This window comes from Pseudomonas khavaziana, assembly GCF_036704165.1.
Classification (GTDB): Bacteria; Pseudomonadota; Gammaproteobacteria; order Pseudomonadales; family Pseudomonadaceae; genus Aquipseudomonas; species Aquipseudomonas khavaziana.
The window spans coordinates 5,763,859-5,783,029 of the sequence record NZ_CP129946.1 but is presented as its reverse complement, the minus strand read 5'-3'; the positions used below and the strand labels follow the sequence as shown (position 1 = coordinate 5,783,029).

Sequence of the window (19,171 nt, the reverse complement as noted above, 5' to 3'; positions counted from 1 at the left end):
TGGCGGGTAAGGTTTTGTATTTGTCCAGGAGGAACTATCTCCGGGTCTTTTGCTACATATGTGATGGGAGGAATGGATATCTTTCTAATGTAAATAATCATTAGGTAGAGCATTATGACATATTTAAATGTATTGGCGCGGCCGGTAGTATTCTCAAAGATTGGTAATTTTCTAAGTGGAGGTTTTTTCAAATCTATCGAAACTCCTTCTCCCCCGAAAATTAAAAGCCCGAAACTCGATATCCCGTCCGTGGGGAGCTCAGGGGCGGGGCCGAGCAGGGTTCATAAACAGTTCGACCAGGACTTTATTGATAAAAAAGTGGCCGCTTTCGACGGGCAAATGCCGGGCGGTGGTCAACGACCGCTTGGGGAGGCGCCCAATGTCGATACCCTGGGTGCGCCTGATACCCCTGCTGCTCCGGACCTGACTCAATACCAGGAAGCGCATAGGAAGGCGTGGCAAGCTCAAAAAGATCAGCGAGCCCGCGATAAGCTATTTGCTCAGCCTACGGCGGGTCGAGTGGACGGCAAGAATGTTGAACCTTTTTCTTCAAAGCGTCTTGAGGAAGCCTCTGACTCACTGACGAAAGCGGTCAAAAAAGCTGATCCCCCCAGAAATAGTGCGTTAGTGCGAACCGCAGTTATTGCAGCACCGTTTTCTGCGTTGGGGCTTGTTAGTGCGGGTACCGTTAACGCATTTCTCAAACCGCTTATTGACCCTCCGTCTGCTGACGGTGTCACAAAGGAGGATTTAAAGGAGACGCGCATTCTCGAAACGATACAAAAACACGTGTCTACCGTAGCTAATACCTGGAGTGATACAAAGGGACGTGTACATCCCGCTCCTGACGAACTTACGTGGGTATTAAAGAGCAATGAGGAGCGCATGGATGTCTTGGAGAAAATGATCAATTTCTTAGAGACGAGTCTAGCGTCCGATGCCAAGGCGCTGGGTATTGATGTGTCGTTTGCTGACACAGGAGCGCCAAAGAATGACATCGAAAGCCGCGCATTGGCGCTCAACTCCAGGCTCGCTGTGATAACCGACCTGTTCGAGCAGATGAGCTCAAAAATAGAGGTTCGTCTGGGGGCGTCTTGACGCGGTGAAACGCGGCGTGCCGTGGTAGCACAGAAAGCGTCGTTTTATTTAGCAGATCTATGTAAATAGTGATTGCCGGATCTAACGGCGCTTTATATCCAGCAAGCTCGAGAGACTGGCACTTCCCTGGCAAGCCCGGCATAGCCGAAGCCAAAGCTAAAGAGTGCGACTTTTCTCACGTTACGCTAACCTGCCTCGATGTTTTACGAGGTCGACTATGCATATTCATATTCTCGGTATTTGCGGCACTTTCATGGGCTCGATGGCGGTTCTGGCCAAGGAGCTTGGCCATCACGTCACCGGTTCCGACGCCAACGTTTACCCACCCATGAGCACGCAACTCGAGGCACAGGGGATTGAGCTGACCCAGGGCTACGACCCGGCGCAGTTCGACCCGGTCCCGGACCTGGTGGTGATCGGCAATGCCATGTCTCGCGGCAACCCGGCGGTCGAGTATGTACTGAACAAGGGCTTGCCTTATGTCTCAGGGCCTCAGTGGCTGGCGGACCATGTGTTGCAGGGCCGCTGGGTACTTGCAGTGGCCGGCACCCATGGCAAGACCACCACCAGCAGCATGCTGGCCTGGGTGTTGGAGCATGCGGGCATGAGCCCGGGTTTCCTGATCGGCGGTGTGCCGCAGAATTTTTCAGTCTCGGCGCGGCTGGGCGATACGCCGTTTTTCGTGATTGAGGCGGACGAATACGACAGCGCCTTTTTTGATAAGCGCTCCAAGTTCGTGCATTACCGCCCGCGCACAGCGATCCTGAATAACCTCGAGTTCGATCACGCCGATATCTTTCCCGACCTGCCGGCCATTGAACGGCAGTTCCATCACTTGGTGCGTACTATCCCGAGTGAAGGCCTGGTTATCCATCCAACCACCGAGCCGGCCTTGCAGCGTGTGATCGACATGGGCTGCTGGACCCCGGTACAGACCACCGGTGCAGGCGGGCAATGGCAGGCCAGGTTGCTCAGCGAAGACGGTTCGCGCTTTGAAGTGCTGTTCGAAGGCGAAGCCCAGGGCATCGTCGATTGGGGCATGACCGGCCAGCATAATGTGGCCAACGCCTTGGTCACCCTGGCCGCCGCTCGGCATGTGGGCGTAGTGCCCGCCATGGGCATTGCGGCATTGAGCGCATTCAAAAGCGTGAAGCGCCGCATGGAGAAAGTAGCGGACGTGAATGGGATTACCATCTACGACGACTTTGCCCATCACCCAACCGCGATTGCCACCACCCTGGATGGCCTGCGCAAGCGCGTCGGCAACGCCCAGATCATTGCGATCGTTGAGCCCCGTTCCAACTCAATGAAGCTCGGCGCTCACCGCGATGGCCTGCCGGAAAGCGTCAACGATGCCGACCAGGTGGTGTGGTACGCACCGGCCAACCTTGGCTGGGACCTGCCGGCGATTGCCGCGCTGTGCACCGTACCGTCGACAGTGTGTGATTCTCTGGAAGCCATCATTGCGCACGTCAAGCAACAGGCCAAGCCGGGCACCCATGTGGTGATCATGAGCAATGGCGGCTTCGGCGGCCTGCATGGCAAATTGGCCGAGGCGCTGAAATGAGCGGCCCGGAACGCGTGACCCTGGCGATGACCGGCGCGTCCGGCGCGCCCTATGGCCTGCGCTTGCTGGATTGCCTGGTGCGCGAGGACCGGGAGGTGCACTTCTTGATCTCCAAGGCGGCGCAGTTGGTAATGGCTACCGAGACCGATGTCGCACTGCCAGCCAAGGTGCAGACGATGCAGGCATTCCTCACCGAGTACACCGGCGCAGCGGCGGGGCAGATCAAGGTCTACGGCAAGGAAGACTGGATGTCGCCCGTGGCTTCCGGTTCCGGTGCGCCTGCGGCGATGGTGGTGGTGCCGTGTTCCACCGGCACCCTGTCGGCAATTGCCACGGGGGCTTGCAACAACCTGATCGAACGGGCAGCGGACGTGACCTTGAAGGAGCGCCGCCAATTGATCCTGGTGCCCCGCGAAGCGCCGTATTCAAGCATCCACCTGGAACACATGCTCAAGTTGTCGAACATGGGCGTGACCATTTTGCCGGCGTCGCCGGGCTTCTATCACCAGCCGCAGACCATCGATGACCTGGTGGACTTCGTGGTGGCACGCATCCTCAACCTGCTGAACATCCCCCAGGACATGCTGCCGCGCTGGGGCGAGCACCATTTGGGCGGCGATGAATAAAACGCTATTGCTATTGCTGGCGCTGCAGCTGATGGGCTGCGCCACGGCGCGCACTCTGGACGCCGCGCAACCTGGCGCGCCGGTGGTGTATGCAGGCACGCGCCTGGATTTGTATGCGATCAATGGCGGCTGTTGCGCCAAGGACCGCTTTGGCGCCGAGGCGCCGCGCTATCCCCACGTCGACCTGCCGGCCAGTGCGTTGCTCGACACGCTGTTGTTGCCCTTGTCGGTGTTGACGGTGCTGGGCGTTGGCTTCAACGCCACGGGTGGGCTGTAACGCAAATCCCGCCAGCCACACAAAAAATGTGGGAGGGGGCTTGCTCCCGATAGCGGTAGTCCAGTCAACTATTTGGTGACTGACATACCGTAATCGGGGGCAAGCCCCCTCCCACATTGGTTTTGTGTTTATATTTACTTGCCGAGCTTGCGCAGCTCATCCGACTCGACCACCCGCACCCCATCCTGCTCTTCCAGCGCCAGGCGCCACATGGCGCGGGCCAGTTCGCAGACTTCGATGCCGTGATATTTGCCTGGAATCAAACGCGACAACGGCCCGGCCAGTTGCTCGGCCAGGCGTGGTTCCAGGCGTTCTCCCAGCAGCAGCGAAGGTCGCACGATGGTCAGTTGCGGCCAGTCCTGGGCCTTCAAGGCTTGCTCCATTTCGCCCTTGACCCGGTTGTAGAAGATCGAGGATTTCGGGTCGGCGCCAATAGCGCTGATCACGATCAGGTGCCGCGCGCCCAGTTCCCGTGCACGCTTGGCGAAGGCCACGACCAGATCCAGGTCAACGCTGCGGAAGGCCGCTTCGGAGCCCGCCTGCTTGATGGTAGTGCCCAGGCAGCAGAAGGCGATATCCACCTGGCCGCTCAGTTGCGGCAGGAATACGGCGGGGTCGCCTACGGGGTTTTCCAGGTGCGGGTGCTCAGCCAGCGGCTTGCGACTCGGTGCCAGTACGCGGGTTACGGTAGGTTCGTTGAGCAGGCGGTCGAGCAGGTGCTCGCCAGTCAGCCCGGAGGCCCCGGCCAGCAAGATGTGCTGAGGTGTCAGGTACATGGTGTTTCCCCCTTGTTACACGTTACAGCTTAGTTGCCTTTGGCTTCCTTGCTATTCATTGAGACGCTTTCGAGCGCCTTTCGTGCCTGCTGTTTGCGTAATAATTGCCAGCGGGCGATCACGCCTTTGGGGGCCCAGATCTGCGGTTCGGAGGCTTCGAAGTTGTCCGCCTGTTCGCGTTCGGCCACGTGCAGTTGTGCCAGTTTGAAGGCGTGTTGCAAATCATCCGTCTGGTTAAAAGCTTGTGCGAAAAGGGCATCACCGAAGTAGGTGAAGTCCGCTTCTTCCGAGCAGCCAAACGACACGCGGTCTGCACGGGATGCGGTCATGATCAGGGTGCGTTCATCCTTGAGTGCCGGTATGAAGCCTCCGGAATAGCATGCTGAGATCACGATAATCTTGTCGCGGTTTTTCAGCGGTGCGAGCACCGCGGCCAGCTCATCGGCGGGCAGGTCGGCCAGTTCCATGCGCGGTTGATCGAGCACCAGTTCATGTTCGTGGGTGCCATGGCTGGTCATGTAGATGAACACCAGGTCTTCCGGCCCGGTACGTTCAGCCAGGGTTTGCACGGCGCGTCGCAGGCTTTCGCGGGTGGCCAGCGGGCGGTCGGCTATATGATCGCGGTGGTTGACCAGGCGCACCTGCCCGCGCGCGCCGAAGCGGGTGGCGAGCATGTTGCTGACGTAATCGGCTTCGCGCAGGAACACGCTTTGCTTGCCGTCGCCTGCCAATGCCAAGGTGTACAGCTCGACGGCAGGGGTCGACGGCGGCACGGCGGCCAGGGCGTCATCGAGCAAGCGGCCTTGGGCCAGTACACCGGTTTCCAGTGGGTCGGGCAGCAGTTTGCCGTCGGCATCGCGTACGCGCAGGCCATTGACCCAGGTGCCGGCCTGTACGGTGCCGTCGGTGAGGACGAGGGTGCCGCGGCCCTGGTAGTTGTCGCTGTCGAAGCCGCCGATGTAGAAACTGCCATCGGTGAGGTTCAGGCGGCCTTCGCCAGTAAAGCGCCAATCGCTGAACTGGCCGACATAGTGGCTGCCATCCACCCCGATCAATTCACCCTGGCCGCTGAGGGCACCTTCCTTGAACTGGCCGATCCACACGTCGCCGTCAGCGTTTTCGTAGCGGCCTTTGCCGTTGAGCTGGTTCTGCTTGAATTGGCCGACATAAATATCGCCCTCTGCGCTATTGAAGGTGCCATTGCCTTCCAGTTGGCCATCGACGAAGCGGCCGCTGAACTGATTGCCGCTGTCGTCATTGCGTTGGCCTTCGCCATTGGGCTTGCCGTGGGCGAATTGGCCCTGGTATTGGCTGCCATCGGCCAGCTCGAGGCGGCCGAGTCCTGCGTACTGGTCGTCCTTGAATTCACCGCGATAGGTCATCTGCCCCTCTTTGAGGGTGCCTTCGCCGTTGCGTCGACCCTTTTTGAAACCGCCGACGTAACTGCTGCCCGCGGTGGTCAGGCTGCCCTGGCCGTCAAACAGACCCTGCTGGAACTCGCCTTTATAGATTTCGCCGTTACTGCCGTGCCATTCGCCCTGGCCGTGCCACTGGCCTTTGTCGAACTGGCCGGCGTACCAACTGCCGTTGGGGTAGTCCACACGGCCCTGGCCTTGCAGCAGGCCGTTGACCACGTCGCCCCGGTAACGGCCGCCATCGGGCAGGCGCGCATCGGGCGGCAACAGCGATTCGCCATCTCCGCAAGCGGTGAGCAACAGGGCAAGGGCGAGGGGAGCGAGTGGGCGCATAGCGGGATCCGGATAATTGAGCGCCGAGTATGCCGCAGCCGCAGGATTCATACATAAATTTACATACACTGTGGCAAGGTTTATCGCCTCACCACAGTCCGGGCCTTATACGAAGCAGAGCGACAACGACTCGGCAATGTAGGCGGGCTTCTCCTGGCCTTCGATTTCCAGGGTGGCGGTGGCCTTGAACAGCCATTGGCCCGGTTTTTTCTCGGTAACATCAGTGAGGGTGACGTTCAGGCGCACCTTGGAATCAACCTTGACCGGCTGGATGAAACGCACGCTGTCCAGGCCGTAGTTCACTGCCATCTTCAAGCCTTCGGGCATGATCAGGATGTCTTCCATCAGCTTGGGCATCAGCGACAGCGACAGGAAACCATGGGCGATGGTACTGCCGAATGGGGTCTCGGCGGCCTTGACCGGGTCGACGTGGATGAACTGATGATCGCCGGTGGCTTCTGCGAACAGGTTGATACGCGCCTGGTCGATGGTGAGCCATTCGGAACGTCCCAGTTCCTTGCCGACATAATCTTTGAGCTGCGCTACAGGTACATAGGGCATTGCGTCTCTCCTGGGTTCATCGTTTTTTATCCGCCCGAGAATGGGGGCATTTTTATGGGTTACAGAGAACCAATGTAGATCATCATGGGCACCCCGCCCGGTCAACCCACCATGCTTTTGGCGAATGCCTGGGCATAGAGTGGGCATGCTTATAATGCGGGCGAGCTTTGAAGGGGAGAAAGCGAATGCTGTTACGTGGCCTGACCTGGCTGGTGCTGTTCCAATTGATCGGCACGGCGATCAATCATTTACTGTTGCCGGTGCTGCCGGGGCCGATTGTGGGCCTGTTGCTGATGCTGGGTTTCCTGATCTGGCGCGGTGAAGTCGGCGAGCCCCTGAGCCTGGCGGCCAGCAGTCTGTTGCGTTATCTGCCGCTGCTGTTGGTGCCGCCGGCCGTGGGCGTGATGGTGTACGCCAAGGACATCGCCGCCGACTTCTGGGCCATCGTCGGTGCGTTGGTATTGTCGCTGGTGATCGCCATGGGATTTATCGGTGTGTTGATGCAGCAGATGGTCAAGCGCAAGGAGCGGGGGCAGTGATTTTCGACTGGCACGGTGCCTGGACGGCCGTCATTCACCATCCATTGTTCGGTATCGGCATCACCCTGGGCGCCTATCAACTGGTGCTGGCAGGTTTCGAGAAAACCCGTTGGATCTTCCTGCAGCCGGTGCTGGTGTCGATGCTGCTGGTGATCGGCGTGCTGCTCTTCTGTGGCCTGAGCTATGCCGAATATCGCAAGAGCACCGAGATCATGGGCATCCTCCTCGGCCCTGCAACGGTGGCCCTGGCGGTGCCGCTTTATCTCAATCTGCGAAGGATTCGCCAATTGTTCTGGCCGATTTTTACTACGCTGGTGATAGGTGGGGTATTGGCCACTGGTTTATGTGTGTGGCTGGGGTGGTGGTTCGGGGCCGAACATATGGTGCTGATGACCATGGCGCCCAAGTCGGTGACGTCGCCGATCGCCATGCTGGTCGCCGAGCAGATTGGTGGCGTGGCGGCCTTGGCGGCGGTGTTTGTGCTGATCACCGGGGTGGTCGGCGCGATGATCGGCCCGGCGTACCTGACGCGCCTGGGCGTACACAGCCCCGAAGCGCGCGGCATGGCGCTGGGCATGACTGCCCACGCGGTCGGCACCTCGGTGGCCCTGCAGGAAAGCGAAGAGTGTGGCGCCTTCGCGGCGTTGGCGATGAGCCTGATGGGCGTGGCCACGGCAGTGTTCCTGCCGCTGGCGGTATCGGTAATTGTTTAATCCAGGTTTAAGGAAACCTTTATGAGTCTGGCGCTGTTCCCGCTCAACACTGTGCTGTTCCCTGGTTGCACCCTCGATTTGCAACTGTTCGAGGCGCGTTACCTGGACATGATCAGCCGCTGCATGAAAAAGGGCGAAAGCTTCGGCGTGGTGTGCATCCTCGACGGCAAGGAAGTCGGCATGGCGCCGGAGGGCTACGCGTTGATTGGCTGTGAAGCGCTGATTCGCGACTTCAAACAACAGGACAACGGCCTGCTGGGGATTCGTGTCGAAGGCGGGCGGCGCTTCCGTGTGCGTGATGCCGGCGTGCAGAAAGACCAACTACTGGTGGCCGACGTGCAATGGTTGGAAGAGCTGCCGGACCGGCCGCTTGAAGAGGAGGACGCCGACTTGCTCGCGCTGCTCCAGGCCCTGGCCGAGCACCCGATGGTTGCCTCGCTGGACATGGGCACTCACGCCGACGGCCAGCAAGCCCTGGGCAATCAGCTCGCTTATCTATTGCCGTTCACCGAGGCCGACAAAGTCGACCTGCTGCAACTCGACGACCCGCAGCAACGCCTGGATGCGATCCAAATGTTGCTGGATGAGCTGCAGGGCGAGCTGTTCACCTGATTCAGATTTGTCTGACGGAGCTTTCAGAGTTTACTCGGCCATCTCAGCTGCGCCGCCTGCAATATTTTCCGATCACACTAATTGATCGGGGATGACCATGATTCGTCTGACACCATCGGAGCAGGTTGCTTGGGACGCGTATTTTGTCAGCGTGACCACGCAATTGCTCCAGCAGGATGCAAAGCGGGGCCCGGAGTACATCGCCGAGCGCGCCGCCGAAATTGCCGATGAGATGCTACTGGAGCGGCGCGAACGTTGTGTTGAGCGCCGTAGCGCTTCGGTGGACTGGATCGGCCCGGCCAAGGGTCAATAGGCATACCTGAGCAGTGCGTGGGGCGTGCCGGTAAAGGCGATAATACCGAGCACGGCCACCACGGCGGGCAACACCAGCCACCAGGCTTTTTGCGCCATCGCAGGCAATGGGCTGCGGTGTTCGCTGACGGTGAGGCTGAACGCGCATACGGTCATCGCCAGCAACGTGCCGGCCAGGATATCCGTGGGCCAATGGGCGCCCAGGTAAACCCGCGACAGGGCAATGAAGGCCGCGGGAATACAACCCAGCAACATCCAGGTCAGGCGTAGACGTGTGGGTTGGCCACGGCCGGCCAGCACCGCAAGCGCCAGGAAGAATGCAAAGGCACCGGAGGCATGGCCGCTGGGCATGCTGAAACTGGTCAACGGGTCGGTGAGGATTTCCGGGCGGCCACGGGCGAAAAACAGCTTGGTGCCGGTATTGATCACGGCCGCGCCGGCGAGTGTGGCGCCGACAAACAGAGCGTGGCGCCATTGCCGTGCCAGGAGCAGCAAGCCGGTGAACACCGCGCTGGCGACAAACATTTTCTTGAACTCACCCAGTTGGGTGACACGCACCATGACCTCGTCCAGCCAAGGGCTGCGATGCTCCTGCACCAATGCGCTCAGGCCTTGGTCGAAGTCGTTGAGGTGGGGGTAGCCGATAAACAGCGCAATCAGCAAGACCAGGCTGGCGCAACCGATCCACAAGGTGGCGCGACGATGGCCGCGCCAGCTGCTGTTCAAGCTCAGCCCCAGCAGGACCGCCAGGCAGGCCGTGATAACTGCCGCCTCCGGCCAGAAACCCTCAGGCAGCGGCAGGCGGAACGCGGCGCCGGCGGCCCAGCCCGGCATCAGGTAAGCCACCGACCAGCCCGCTGCGGCAATGATGCTCACGGCAGCGAAGCGCGGGAAGGGCATGTCGCACATGCCGGCGACCATTGGCAGCATGGGGCGCAGTGGACCGATGAACCGTCCGACCAATAGGCTGGCGATACCGTATTTGTGAAAGTAGGTTTCCGCGCCATTCATCCACTCAGGATGGTGACGAAGACCAGGCAGGCGCCGGATGTTCTGATGGAAATGCCGGCCGAGGTAGTAGGAAACTCCATCGCCCAATAAGCCGCCGAGAAAGCCCAGCAAAAGCGTTTCACTTAGGGACAGCGCGCCGCTGCCGGCCAGCGCGGCAATCGCGAACAGCAATACCGTGCCCGGCACTATCAGTCCGGCGATGGCCAGGCATTCCACGCACGCGACGATAAATACCGCCGCAGCTAGCCATTGCGGGTTCAGGGTCAGCCAGCCGGTAATGCTATCGAGCCATTGGCCCATACAATCCACTCCATCTTTGTAATGCATATGCTGAAACGCTGATGATCAACTCTGGGAGGGAGCAAGCCCCCTCCCACATTGGATGTGTTGCGTGGGTCCACCTGTTCAAATCAAGAAATAGTCGCGGCCTTCGACCTGCCCCCGGCGTAGCGGGTTCCGCGTGCAATATGGCGCATAGCCGGCATCTACGAAGCGGTACATCAAGTGTTCATCGCGCCCGCTGGGGATACCCAGCCGCGTGGTCTGGATAATCTGCGTAGGCACTTGGCCAACGTCCTCGACATACAGCAGCTCCTGGTCAAAGCGCTTGGCGTCCCACATCGGCACCTTCAGGCCCAGCGCCTTGCATAGCAGGGTTTGGCCGGCACAGAGTTTTTGCGTGGGGCGAGGGCTGCCATCGGCGTTCGGGTTGTTCAGAAGCATCTGGGCCAGGCTGGCCGGGCCGGAGATTTCATCGACCCATGGGTAGGCCGATTTGATCAATACGGCATTGCCCGGGCCATGGGCGCTGAAGTTCAATGAATCGCCGCCGCGGGCGTAGTACATATAGATATGCCCACCGTCCAGAAACAAAGCCTTACGCTTTTCTGTGTAACCAAGGGAGGCGTGGCTGCCTTTTTCGGCCACGTAATAGGCTTCGGTTTCAATAATTCGCGCCGAAAGCCAGCTATCACCGACGCGATGGCGAATGACTTTGCCGAGTAATTCCCGCGCAAGCAGTTGCGCATCGCGGTCGAAGAAGCAGTCGGGCAGGGCGCTGGCGGGGAGCAGAGGGGTAGAACCGGACATGGCGTTCAGGGTTATTACGGCTAAATGTGACGGAATAATAACAACTCCCAGCTTAATTACGCCTGAACCGCAGGTTTTTACAGTTCATTTCGACCATCCGCCCCTCACCGCTGTCAGTCGTGCTGCGTCACAGCTATAATCTGCCGCTTTCCTCTTTGCCAAGACTCCCTGACCATGACTGAGTCCGTTCTTGACTACATGACCCGCCTGGGTCGCGCTGCCCGTCAGGCTTCGCGGTTGATCGCCCGTGCGAGCACTGCGCAGAAGAACCGTGCGCTGCTGGCGGCTGCCGATGCTCTGGATGCCTCGCGCTCCGAGTTGGCCGCCGCCAACGAGCTGGACCTGGCCAGCGGCCGTGCCAATGGCCTGGAACCGGCCCTGCTGGATCGCCTGGCGCTGACCCCGGCACGTATCGACGACATGATCGAAGGCCTGCGTCAGGTGGCCAAGCTGCCTGACCCCATCGGTGAAATCCGCGATATGCGCTACCTGCCATCCGGTATCCAGGTCGGCAAGATGCGCGTGCCCCTGGGCGTGATCGGCATCATCTATGAGTCGCGTCCGAACGTGACCATCGACGCCGCGAGCCTGTGCCTCAAGTCCGGCAACGCTACCATCCTGCGTGGCGGTTCCGAGGCCATCCATTCCAACCGCGCCATCGCCGCCTGCATCCAGCAGGGACTGGCCGCGGCCGAGTTGCCGGCCGAAGTGGTGCAAGTGGTGGAAACCACCGACCGCGCCGCCGTTGGTGCGCTGATCACCATGCCGGAATTCGTCGACGTGATCGTTCCCCGGGGTGGCAAGAGCCTGATCGAGCGCGTCAGCCGCGATGCCAAGGTGCCGGTGATCAAGCATCTGGACGGTGTGTGCCACGTCTATATCGACATCGCCGCCGACCTCGACAAGGCGATCCGCATCGCCGACAACGCCAAGACCCACCGCTACGCTCCGTGCAACACCATGGAAACCCTGCTGGTGCACGCCGGCATTGCCGAGCGCGTGCTGCCGCCGTTGGCTGCCATCTACCGTGACAAGGGTGTGGAGCTGCGCGGTTGCGAGCCTACCCGGGCGTTGCTCGGCGCGGACGTGATCGAGGCGACCGAACAGGACTGGTACACCGAGTACACGGCGCCGATCCTGTCGATCCGTATCGTCGATGACCTGGACCAGGCCATCGAACACATCAACAAGTACGGCTCCAAGCACACCGACGCTATCGTTTCCGAACACTTCAGCGATGCCCGGCGTTTCCTCAACGAAGTGGATTCCGCTTCGGTGATGGTCAATGCCTCGACGCGATTTGCCGACGGTTTCGAGTATGGCCTGGGGGCGGAAATCGGTATCTCCACCGATAAGCTCCACGCCCGCGGCCCAGTGGGACTCGAAGGGCTGACCAGCGAGAAGTACGTGGTGTTCGGCGACGGTCATGTGCGCACTTGATGGCTAAACGCATCGGGCTGCTCGGTGGTACTTTCGACCCCGTGCACATCGGCCACCTGCGCAGTGCCCTGGAAGTCGCGGATGCCCTTGCGCTGGACGAGGTGCGGCTGCTGCCCAATTTCCGGCCGCCGCATCGTGATACGCCGCAAGTGTCGGCGCAACAGCGCCTGGAAATGGTACGCCTTGCGGTAGAGGGTATAGCGCCGCTGGTGGTGGACGATCGCGAACTCAAGCGCGATAAACCGTCCTACACTGTCGACACCCTGGAATTGATGCGCGCCGAGTTGGCCGCGGATGACCAGTTGTTTCTGCTTTTGGGCTGGGACGCATTTTGCGGCCTGCCCTCTTGGCACCGCTGGGAGGAACTCCTCCAGCATTGCCACATCCTGGTTCTGCAACGCCCGGATGCCGACAGCGAACCGCCGGATGCCTTGCGCAACCTGCTGGCTGCGCGGTCGGTAAGTGACCCCTTGGCCCTGACCGGGCCGAACGGGAATATTGCATTCGTCTGGCAGACCCCGCTTGCGGTGTCCGCCACCCAGATCCGTCAACTGCTGGCCAGCGGGAAGTCGGTACGTTTCCTGGTGCCTGACGCGGTCCTGGCCTACATCGATGCGCACGGGCTTTACCGTGCGTCGAACTGAAAAGGCGCGCTTGAACGCACGAGTCGTGCAGCAAGCGCCCGAACATACGAGCAAAACGAGTTTTATATGACGAACAAAGACGTAAGCAAAGTTAAGCGCAAAGGCACCTTCAAAAGCGCGCCGCTGCCGGTTGAAGCCCACGTTGGCCCGGAACTGGCTGGCGAAGAGTTGGTAAAAGTTGCCGTGGCCGCCCTGGAAGACGTTAAAGCCCAGGATATCCAGGTGCTCGACGTACGCGACAAGCAAAGCATCACCGACTTCATGATCATCGCTACTGGTACTTCCAACCGCCAGATCGGCGCGATGCTGGACAAGGTTCGCGAAGCCGTCAAAGCCCAGGGCGTCAAGCCACTGGGTGAAGAAGGCAAGGGCGACAGCGACTGGGTGCTGCTGGACATGGACGACGTGATCGTTCACATGATGACCTCCAACGCCCGCCAGTTCTACGACCTGGAGCGTCTGTGGAAAGGCGCCGAGCAGAGCCGTGCCGCCGATGGCAAGCACCACAGCCCTGAAGTGGGTCACGCGCACTTCGACAAGCTCAACAAAGACCAGGAATAAGGAACGGCTGTGCGCCTGCGTCTGATCGCTGTCGGTTCACGCATGCCCAAGTGGGTGGAAGAAGGCTGGCATGAGTATGCCAAGCGTCTGCCCGCCGAGCTGTCGCTTGAGCTGGTGGAAATACCGCTCAATACCCGGGGCAAGAATGCCGACGTGGCGCGCTTTATCCGTCAGGAAGGCGAAGCCATGCTGGCCAAGGTCGGCCCCAACGAGCGCATCGTCACCCTCGAGGTGCACGGCAAGCCTTGGAGTACCGAGCAGTTGGCGGTGGAGTTGGACCGCTGGCGCCTGGACTCGCGCACGGTCAATTTCATGGTGGGTGGCCCGGAAGGGCTGGCGCCGGAAGTCTGCGCCCGCGCTGATCAGCGATGGTCGCTGTCGGCCCTGACGTTGCCGCACCCGTTGGTAAGGATTCTGATCGGTGAACAGCTGTATCGCGCCTGGACAGTCCTGTCCGGGCACCCTTATCACAAATAGTCTGCGCCGCCCCCGATGACCCAGCCGATCCGCATCAAGGACCACGAGAAAGACGCACGTCTGGTACGCGCGCGGGTCGTGTTCGGTGCCATCCTGGTGGTGGCGTTGATGGGTGTGCTGATTGCGCGGCTGTATTTCCTCCAGGTGATCCAGTACGACTATCACTCCACACTGTCGGAAAACAATCGGGTGCATGTGCAGCCGATTCCGCCGACCCGTGGGCTGATCTTCGACCGCAATGGCGTGGTGGTCGCGGATAACCGCCCAAGCTTCAGCCTGAGCATGACCCGCGAGCGTTCCGGTGACTGGCAGCAGGCGCTCGATGTAATTGTCGAGGTGCTGCAACTGACGCCGGAAGACCGGGTGATTTTCGAGAAGCGCATGAAGCAGGGGCGCCGGCCGTTCGAGCCGGTGCCGATCCTGTTCGAGCTGACCGAAGAGCAGATTGCCCGCATTGCGGTGAACCAGTTCCGCTTGCCAGGGGTGGAGGTGGTTGCGCAGTTGGTGCGCCACTATCCGCAAGGGGCGCACTTTGCCCACTCGGTCGGCTACATGGGGCGGATCAACGAGAAAGAGCTGAAAACCCTCGATCCGGTCAATTACAGCGGCACCCATCATATCGGCAAGACCGGCATCGAGCGTTTCTACGAGCCTGAACTGCATGGCCAGGTGGGTTACGAAGAAGTCGAGACCAATGCCCGCGGTCGAGTATTGCGCGTGCTCAAGCGCACCGACCCGATACCCGGCAAGGACATCGTGCTGAGCTTGGACATCAAGCTGCAGGAAGCTGCCGAGATGGCCCTGGGTGGCCGGCGTGGTGCGGTCGTGGCCCTGGACCCGAAGACCGGCGAAGTGCTGGCGATGGTCAGCCAGCCGAGTTTCGACCCTAACCTGTTCGTCACCGGGATCAGCTTCAAGGCCTATGCCGAGCTGCGCGATTCCATCGACCGGCCGCTGTTCAACCGGGTGCTGCGCGGCCTGTATCCGCCAGGTTCGACGATCAAGCCGGCGGTGGCGATTGCCGGCCTGGATTCCGGCGTGGTCACGGCCTCCAGCCGCGTCTATGACCCCGGCTACTACATGCTCCCCAACTACGACCACAAATACCGTAACTGGAATCGCTCCGGTGACGGCTATGTCGACCTGGACACCGCGATCATGCGCTCCAACGACACCTATTTCTACGACCTGGCCCATAAACTGGGGATTGATCGCCTGTCTGACTACATGGGCAAGTTCGGCCTCGGTCAGAAAGTCTCCCTGGACATGTTCGAAGAATCCCCCGGCCTGATGCCGTCGCGGGAATGGAAGCGTGCGACCCGCCGCCAGGCGTGGTTCCCGGGCGAAACCCTTATCCTCGGCATCGGCCAGGGCTATATGCAGGCCACGCCGCTGCAACTGGCCCAGGCCACGGCATTGGTGGCGAACAAGGGTATCTGGAACCGTCCGCACCTGGCCAAGACCATCGAAGGCGAAAAGCCAGTGGATGAAAACCCGATCCCCGACATCGTGCTGCGCGACCCGTCTGACTGGGCCAAGGTCAACCATGGCATGCAGCAGGTTATGCACGGCGCCCGTGGCACTGCACGCAAGGCGGCAGCCGGCGCGCAATATCGCATTGCCGGCAAGAGTGGTACGGCCCAGGTGGTCGCGATCAAGCAGGGCGAGAAATATGACCGTTCCAAGGTTCAGGAGCGTCACCGCGACCACGCCTTGTTCGTCGGGTTCGCACCGGCCGAGGCCCCGAAAATCGTGGTGGCGGTGATGGTCGAGAACGGTGAGTCCGGCTCCGGCGTCGCGGCGCCTGTGGTGCGCCAGATCATGGATGCCTGGCTGTTGGCCGACGATGGCAAGCTCAAGCCCGAGTATGGCGGCCCCCCATCAAGCCCCGAGGTTACGGCCCGTGAAGAGTAATTTTGACCGCATCCTCTCCAGCGAGGACGTAATGCGTCGCCGTGCGACGTTGCTGCAACGCATGCACATTGACGGGCCGCTGCTGATCCTGCTGCTGACCCTGGCGGCCGGTAGCCTGTTCGTGTTGTATTCGGCCAGCGGCAAGAATTGGGACCTGCTGATCAAGCAAGCGTCCTCGTTCGGCCTGGGCCTGTTGTCGATGGTGGTGATCGCCCAGCTGGAGCCGCGCTTCATGGCGCGCTGGGTGCCGCTGGGTTATGTCGCCGGCGTGTTGCTGTTGGTGGTGGTGGATGTCATGGGCCACAACGCCATGGGCGCGACACGCTGGATCAACATACCGGGGGTGATCCGCTTCCAGCCGTCGGAATTCATGAAGATCCTGATGCCGGCCACCATTGCCTGGTACCTGTCCAAGCGCACCTTGCCGCCACAACTCAAGCACGTGGGCATCAGCCTGATCCTGATCGGCGTGCCCTTCATTCTTATCGTGCGCCAGCCGGACCTCGGCACTTCGTTGCTGATTCTTGCCGGCGGCGCATTCGTACTGTTCATGGGCGGCTTGCGCTGGCGCTGGATCCTCAGTGTGCTGGCCGCCGCTATCCCCGTGGCCGTGGCCATGTGGTTCTTCTTTATGCACGACTACCAGAAACAACGGATCCTGACCTTCCTCGACCCGGAAAGCGACCCGCTGGGTACCGGCTGGAACATCATCCAGTCCAAGGCGGCCATCGGTTCCGGTGGAGTATTTGGTAAGGGTTGGTTACTGGGCACCCAGTCCCACCTGGACTTCTTGCCCGAGAGCCACACCGACTTCATCATTGCGGTGATGGGCGAAGAGTTCGGCCTGGTGGGCATTTGCGCCTTGTTGCTGATCTATTTGCTGTTGATTGGTCGTGGCCTGGTGATCACTGCCCAGGCACAAACGTTGTTCGGCAAATTGCTCGCCGGCAGCTTGACCATGACTTTTTTTGTTTACGTTTTCGTCAACATCGGTATGGTCAGTGGCCTGTTACCGGTAGTTGGGGTGCCGTTGCCATTCATTAGCTACGGCGGAACTTCGCTGGTGACATTGATGTCAGCGTTTGGGGTTTTGATGTCGATTCATACGCATCGCAAATGGATCGCACAGGTTTGAATAAGGTGAAGATGTCAATGCAAGTAATGCGCGGCTGGGCGACTCGGCATGCGACCTGTGTGGGCCTGATTGGGCTCCTGGGCGCAACGCAAGAGGCGCAGGCCGGTGACTACGATGGTTCACCCCAGGTTGCCGAATTTGTCGGTGAGTTGACCCGCGACTACGGTTTTGCCGGTGAGCAACTGATGGGCGTGTTCCGCGAAGCCCAGAAGAAACAGGCGATTCTCGACGCTATTTCCCGTCCCGCCGAACGTGTGAAGCAGTGGAAGGAATATCGCCCGATGTTCCTCACCGACGCCCGCGTAGCCCGTGGTGTCGACTTCTGGCGCCAGCATGAGGCGGTGCTGGCCCGCGCTGAGCAGGAATACGGCGTACCGGCCCAGGTCATCGTCTCGATCATCGGCATCGAAACCTTCTACGGGCGCAATACCGGCAGTTACCGCGTGATCGACGCCTTATCGACCCTGGGTTTCGATTACCCGCCCCGCGCCGAGTTCTTCCGCAAGGAACTGCGTGAATTCCTGCTGCTGGCCCGCGAAGAGCAGGTCGACCCGCTGACCCTCAAGGGCTCCTACGCCGGGGCGATGGGCCTGCCGCAGTTCATGCCCAGCAGTTTTCGTGCCTATGCCGTGGATTTCGACGGCGACGGGCATATCAATATCTGGAGCAACCCCGACGATGCCATTGGCAGCGTCGCCAGCTACTTCAAGCGCCACGGCTGGGTAGCCGGTGAGCCGGTAGTGATTCGCGCCGATGTCAGCGGTGAGCGTGCCGACGAAGGCCTGACCCAGGGTATCGAGCCGGTCAAGACCGTCGGGGAGTTGCGAGCGCTGGGCTGGTCGAGTCAGAATGCGCCACGCGATGACATGCCGGTGACGGCATTCCGCCTGGAAGGCGCAAACGGCCCGGAATACTGGATGGGCCTGAAGAATTTCTACGCAATCACGCGTTATAACCGCAGTGTGATGTACGCCATGGCCGTGCATCAGCTGTCAGACGAGCTGGTCAAAGCACGGGGCAACAAGTAATGCGGGTATCGCCGTTCAAAAAACCGCTCAAGCTGGTGGCGTTCACCGCGTTGTGCCTGCTGGTCGCCAGTTGCTCCACCAGTCCTAACCGGGCGCCTGCCAAGAAGGCCGGCGGTGCGGTGGTCCGCGCCCAGCCGGGCCTGGACATCAACCGCGCGCACAAAGACGGCGCGCCGTGGTGGGATGTGGATGTGTCGAAGATCCCGGATGCCACGCCGACCCTGCACACCGGGCCGTACAAAGCCAACCCCTATACCGTGCTCGGCAAGAATTACTTCCCGCTGCAGGAATCCAAGACCTACGTGCAATCGGGTACCGCGTCCTGGTACGGCACCAAGTTCCATGGCCAGAACACCGCCAATGGCGAAGTGTATGACCTGTATGGCATGAGCGCGGCCCACAAGACCCTGCCGCTGCCCAGCTATGTGCGCGTGACCAACCTGGACAACAACCGCACGGTGATCCTGCGCGTCAATGACCGTGGGCCGTTCTATTCGGACCGGATCATCGACTTGTCCTACGCTGCCGCCAAAAAGCTCGGTTATGCCGAAACCGGCACCGCACGGGTTAAAGTCGAAGGTATCGACCCGGCCCAATACTGGGCTCAGCGCGGCAAACCGGCGCCATTGATGCTCAACGAGCCGCAGACCCCGCAACCGCAAGTGACGGCATCGACCGGCAAGATCGAGCAGTGGACGCCACCGCCGGCGCAGCATGCCCCGGATACGGTGGTGGTACCCCATGCAGCGCCGGGCGCTTCTACCGTGGGCGGGCAGTACCTGCAGGTCGGCGCTTTCGCCAACCCGGATGCGGCAGAACTGTTAAGGTCCAAGCTCAGCGGCATGGTCAGCGCCCCAGTCTTCATCAGCTCCATCGTGCGTAACCAGCAAACCTTGCACCGTGTACGCATGGGCCCGATCGGCTCGCCGAGCGAGGTAGCCCAAGTGCAGAACAGCGTACGCCTGGCTAACCTGGGGCAACCCAGCGTGGTCACCGCAGAATAAGCAGTAATGGATTGATGGCTCAGGCGCGCTTGCGCGCAG

At 60.6% G+C, this 19,171-nt stretch carries 21 protein-coding genes; 16 read left to right on the top strand and 5 right to left on the bottom strand.

Annotation, left to right across the window (positions count from 1 at the left end; translation table 11 throughout):
* The first annotated feature begins 114 nt into the window (after window positions 1-114).
* The 4 genes from QYQ93_RS25775 (at window position 115) to QYQ93_RS25760 (ending at window position 3,568) form a co-directional block, all read left to right on the top strand.
* Window positions 115-1,098 (top strand): hypothetical protein, encoded by a 984-nt coding sequence (locus QYQ93_RS25775; protein ID WP_043048007.1) that lies wholly within the window; start codon window positions 115-117, stop codon window positions 1,096-1,098.
* Between the two features lie 217 nt (window positions 1,099-1,315).
* Window positions 1,316-2,665, top strand: a complete 1,350-nt coding sequence (gene mpl / locus QYQ93_RS25770) for a UDP-N-acetylmuramate:L-alanyl-gamma-D-glutamyl-meso-diaminopimelate ligase (RefSeq protein ID WP_338475779.1) — start codon at window positions 1,316-1,318, stop codon at window positions 2,663-2,665.
* Window positions 2,662-3,291 carry a flavin prenyltransferase UbiX gene (ubiX, locus tag QYQ93_RS25765; RefSeq protein ID WP_043048003.1) on the top strand — a complete coding sequence of 210 codons (630 nt, stop codon included), beginning with the start codon at window positions 2,662-2,664 and terminating at the stop codon, window positions 3,289-3,291. The genes mpl and ubiX overlap by 4 nt, the downstream gene beginning before the upstream one ends.
* Entirely contained in the window at window positions 3,284-3,568 is a 285-nt protein-coding gene (locus tag QYQ93_RS25760) for a YceK/YidQ family lipoprotein (RefSeq protein WP_124402019.1), read from the top strand. Before ubiX ends, QYQ93_RS25760 begins: the two co-directional genes overlap by 8 nt.
* Window positions 3,569-3,702: 134 nt before the next feature.
* On the opposite strand, the gene QYQ93_RS25755 is transcribed toward QYQ93_RS25760, so the two are convergent.
* From QYQ93_RS25755 to QYQ93_RS25745, 3 genes are all read right to left on the bottom strand, one after another.
* Window positions 3,703-4,344 carry an oxidoreductase gene (locus tag QYQ93_RS25755; protein WP_043048000.1) on the bottom strand — a complete coding sequence of 214 codons (642 nt, stop codon included), beginning with the start codon at window positions 4,342-4,344 and terminating at the stop codon, window positions 3,703-3,705.
* Between the two features lie 29 nt (window positions 4,345-4,373).
* Complete coding sequence (locus tag QYQ93_RS25750; protein ID WP_043047999.1) at window positions 4,374-6,092, bottom strand: C13 family peptidase; 1,719 nt, start codon at window positions 6,090-6,092, stop codon at window positions 4,374-4,376.
* A 105-nt stretch (window positions 6,093-6,197) separates the two neighbouring features.
* Complete coding sequence (locus QYQ93_RS25745) at window positions 6,198-6,653, bottom strand: MaoC family dehydratase (RefSeq protein ID WP_043047997.1); 456 nt, start codon at window positions 6,651-6,653, stop codon at window positions 6,198-6,200.
* A 185-nt stretch (window positions 6,654-6,838) separates the two neighbouring features.
* On the opposite strand from QYQ93_RS25745, the gene QYQ93_RS25740 reads away from it, so the two are divergent.
* The 4 genes from QYQ93_RS25740 (at window position 6,839) to QYQ93_RS25725 (ending at window position 8,830) form a co-directional block, all read left to right on the top strand.
* Window positions 6,839-7,192 (top strand): CidA/LrgA family protein, encoded by a 354-nt coding sequence (locus tag QYQ93_RS25740; protein WP_338475778.1) that lies wholly within the window; start codon window positions 6,839-6,841, stop codon window positions 7,190-7,192.
* Window positions 7,189-7,905, top strand: a complete 717-nt coding sequence (locus QYQ93_RS25735; RefSeq protein WP_043047995.1) for an LrgB family protein — start codon at window positions 7,189-7,191, stop codon at window positions 7,903-7,905. The genes QYQ93_RS25740 and QYQ93_RS25735 overlap by 4 nt, the downstream gene beginning before the upstream one ends.
* Window positions 7,906-7,926: 21 nt before the next feature.
* Window positions 7,927-8,517 (top strand): LON peptidase substrate-binding domain-containing protein, encoded by a 591-nt coding sequence (locus QYQ93_RS25730; RefSeq protein WP_043047993.1) that lies wholly within the window; start codon window positions 7,927-7,929, stop codon window positions 8,515-8,517.
* 97 nt (window positions 8,518-8,614) lie between these two features.
* On the top strand, window positions 8,615-8,830 hold the full coding sequence (locus QYQ93_RS25725) for a hypothetical protein (RefSeq protein WP_043048047.1): 216 nt from the start codon (window positions 8,615-8,617) through the stop codon (window positions 8,828-8,830).
* Here QYQ93_RS25725 and QYQ93_RS25720 read toward each other — a convergent pair.
* Window positions 8,824-10,140, bottom strand: coding sequence for a bifunctional DedA family/phosphatase PAP2 family protein (locus tag QYQ93_RS25720; protein ID WP_043047992.1), 1,317 nt, complete (start codon window positions 10,138-10,140; stop codon window positions 8,824-8,826). The genes QYQ93_RS25725 and QYQ93_RS25720 overlap by 7 nt on opposite strands.
* A gap of 105 nt (window positions 10,141-10,245) precedes the next feature.
* A complete protein-coding gene (locus QYQ93_RS25715; RefSeq protein WP_043047991.1) occupies window positions 10,246-10,929 on the bottom strand; it encodes a DNA-3-methyladenine glycosylase in 684 nt (227 codons plus the stop codon).
* A 174-nt stretch (window positions 10,930-11,103) separates the two neighbouring features.
* Here QYQ93_RS25715 and QYQ93_RS25710 point away from each other — a divergent pair, with 174 nt between their 5' ends.
* From QYQ93_RS25710 to QYQ93_RS25675, 8 genes are all read left to right on the top strand, one after another.
* Window positions 11,104-12,369 carry a glutamate-5-semialdehyde dehydrogenase gene (locus tag QYQ93_RS25710; protein WP_338475777.1) on the top strand — a complete coding sequence of 422 codons (1,266 nt, stop codon included), beginning with the start codon at window positions 11,104-11,106 and terminating at the stop codon, window positions 12,367-12,369.
* Window positions 12,369-13,013 (top strand): nicotinate-nucleotide adenylyltransferase, encoded by a 645-nt coding sequence (gene nadD, locus QYQ93_RS25705; RefSeq protein WP_043047989.1) that lies wholly within the window; start codon window positions 12,369-12,371, stop codon window positions 13,011-13,013. The genes QYQ93_RS25710 and nadD overlap by 1 nt, the downstream gene beginning before the upstream one ends.
* Before the next feature lie 66 nt (window positions 13,014-13,079).
* On the top strand, window positions 13,080-13,574 hold the full coding sequence (rsfS, locus tag QYQ93_RS25700; protein WP_003176298.1) for a ribosome silencing factor: 495 nt from the start codon (window positions 13,080-13,082) through the stop codon (window positions 13,572-13,574).
* 9 nt (window positions 13,575-13,583) lie between these two features.
* Entirely contained in the window at window positions 13,584-14,051 is a 468-nt protein-coding gene (rlmH, locus tag QYQ93_RS25695) for a 23S rRNA (pseudouridine(1915)-N(3))-methyltransferase RlmH (protein ID WP_003176297.1), read from the top strand.
* A 15-nt stretch (window positions 14,052-14,066) separates the two neighbouring features.
* Window positions 14,067-15,965, top strand: coding sequence for a penicillin-binding protein 2 (gene mrdA / locus QYQ93_RS25690; protein WP_043047988.1), 1,899 nt, complete (start codon window positions 14,067-14,069; stop codon window positions 15,963-15,965).
* A gap of 31 nt (window positions 15,966-15,996) precedes the next feature.
* Window positions 15,997-17,100 carry a rod shape-determining protein RodA gene (gene rodA / locus QYQ93_RS25685; RefSeq protein WP_043047986.1) on the top strand — a complete coding sequence of 368 codons (1,104 nt, stop codon included), beginning with the start codon at window positions 15,997-15,999 and terminating at the stop codon, window positions 17,098-17,100.
* A 17-nt stretch (window positions 17,101-17,117) separates the two neighbouring features.
* A complete protein-coding gene (mltB, locus tag QYQ93_RS25680) occupies window positions 17,118-18,128 on the top strand; it encodes a lytic murein transglycosylase B (RefSeq protein WP_043047984.1) in 1,011 nt (336 codons plus the stop codon).
* Window positions 18,128-19,132, top strand: a complete 1,005-nt coding sequence (locus tag QYQ93_RS25675; protein ID WP_043047982.1) for a septal ring lytic transglycosylase RlpA family protein — start codon at window positions 18,128-18,130, stop codon at window positions 19,130-19,132. Before mltB ends, QYQ93_RS25675 begins: the two co-directional genes overlap by 1 nt.
* Window positions 19,133-19,171: the final 39 nt, after the last annotated feature.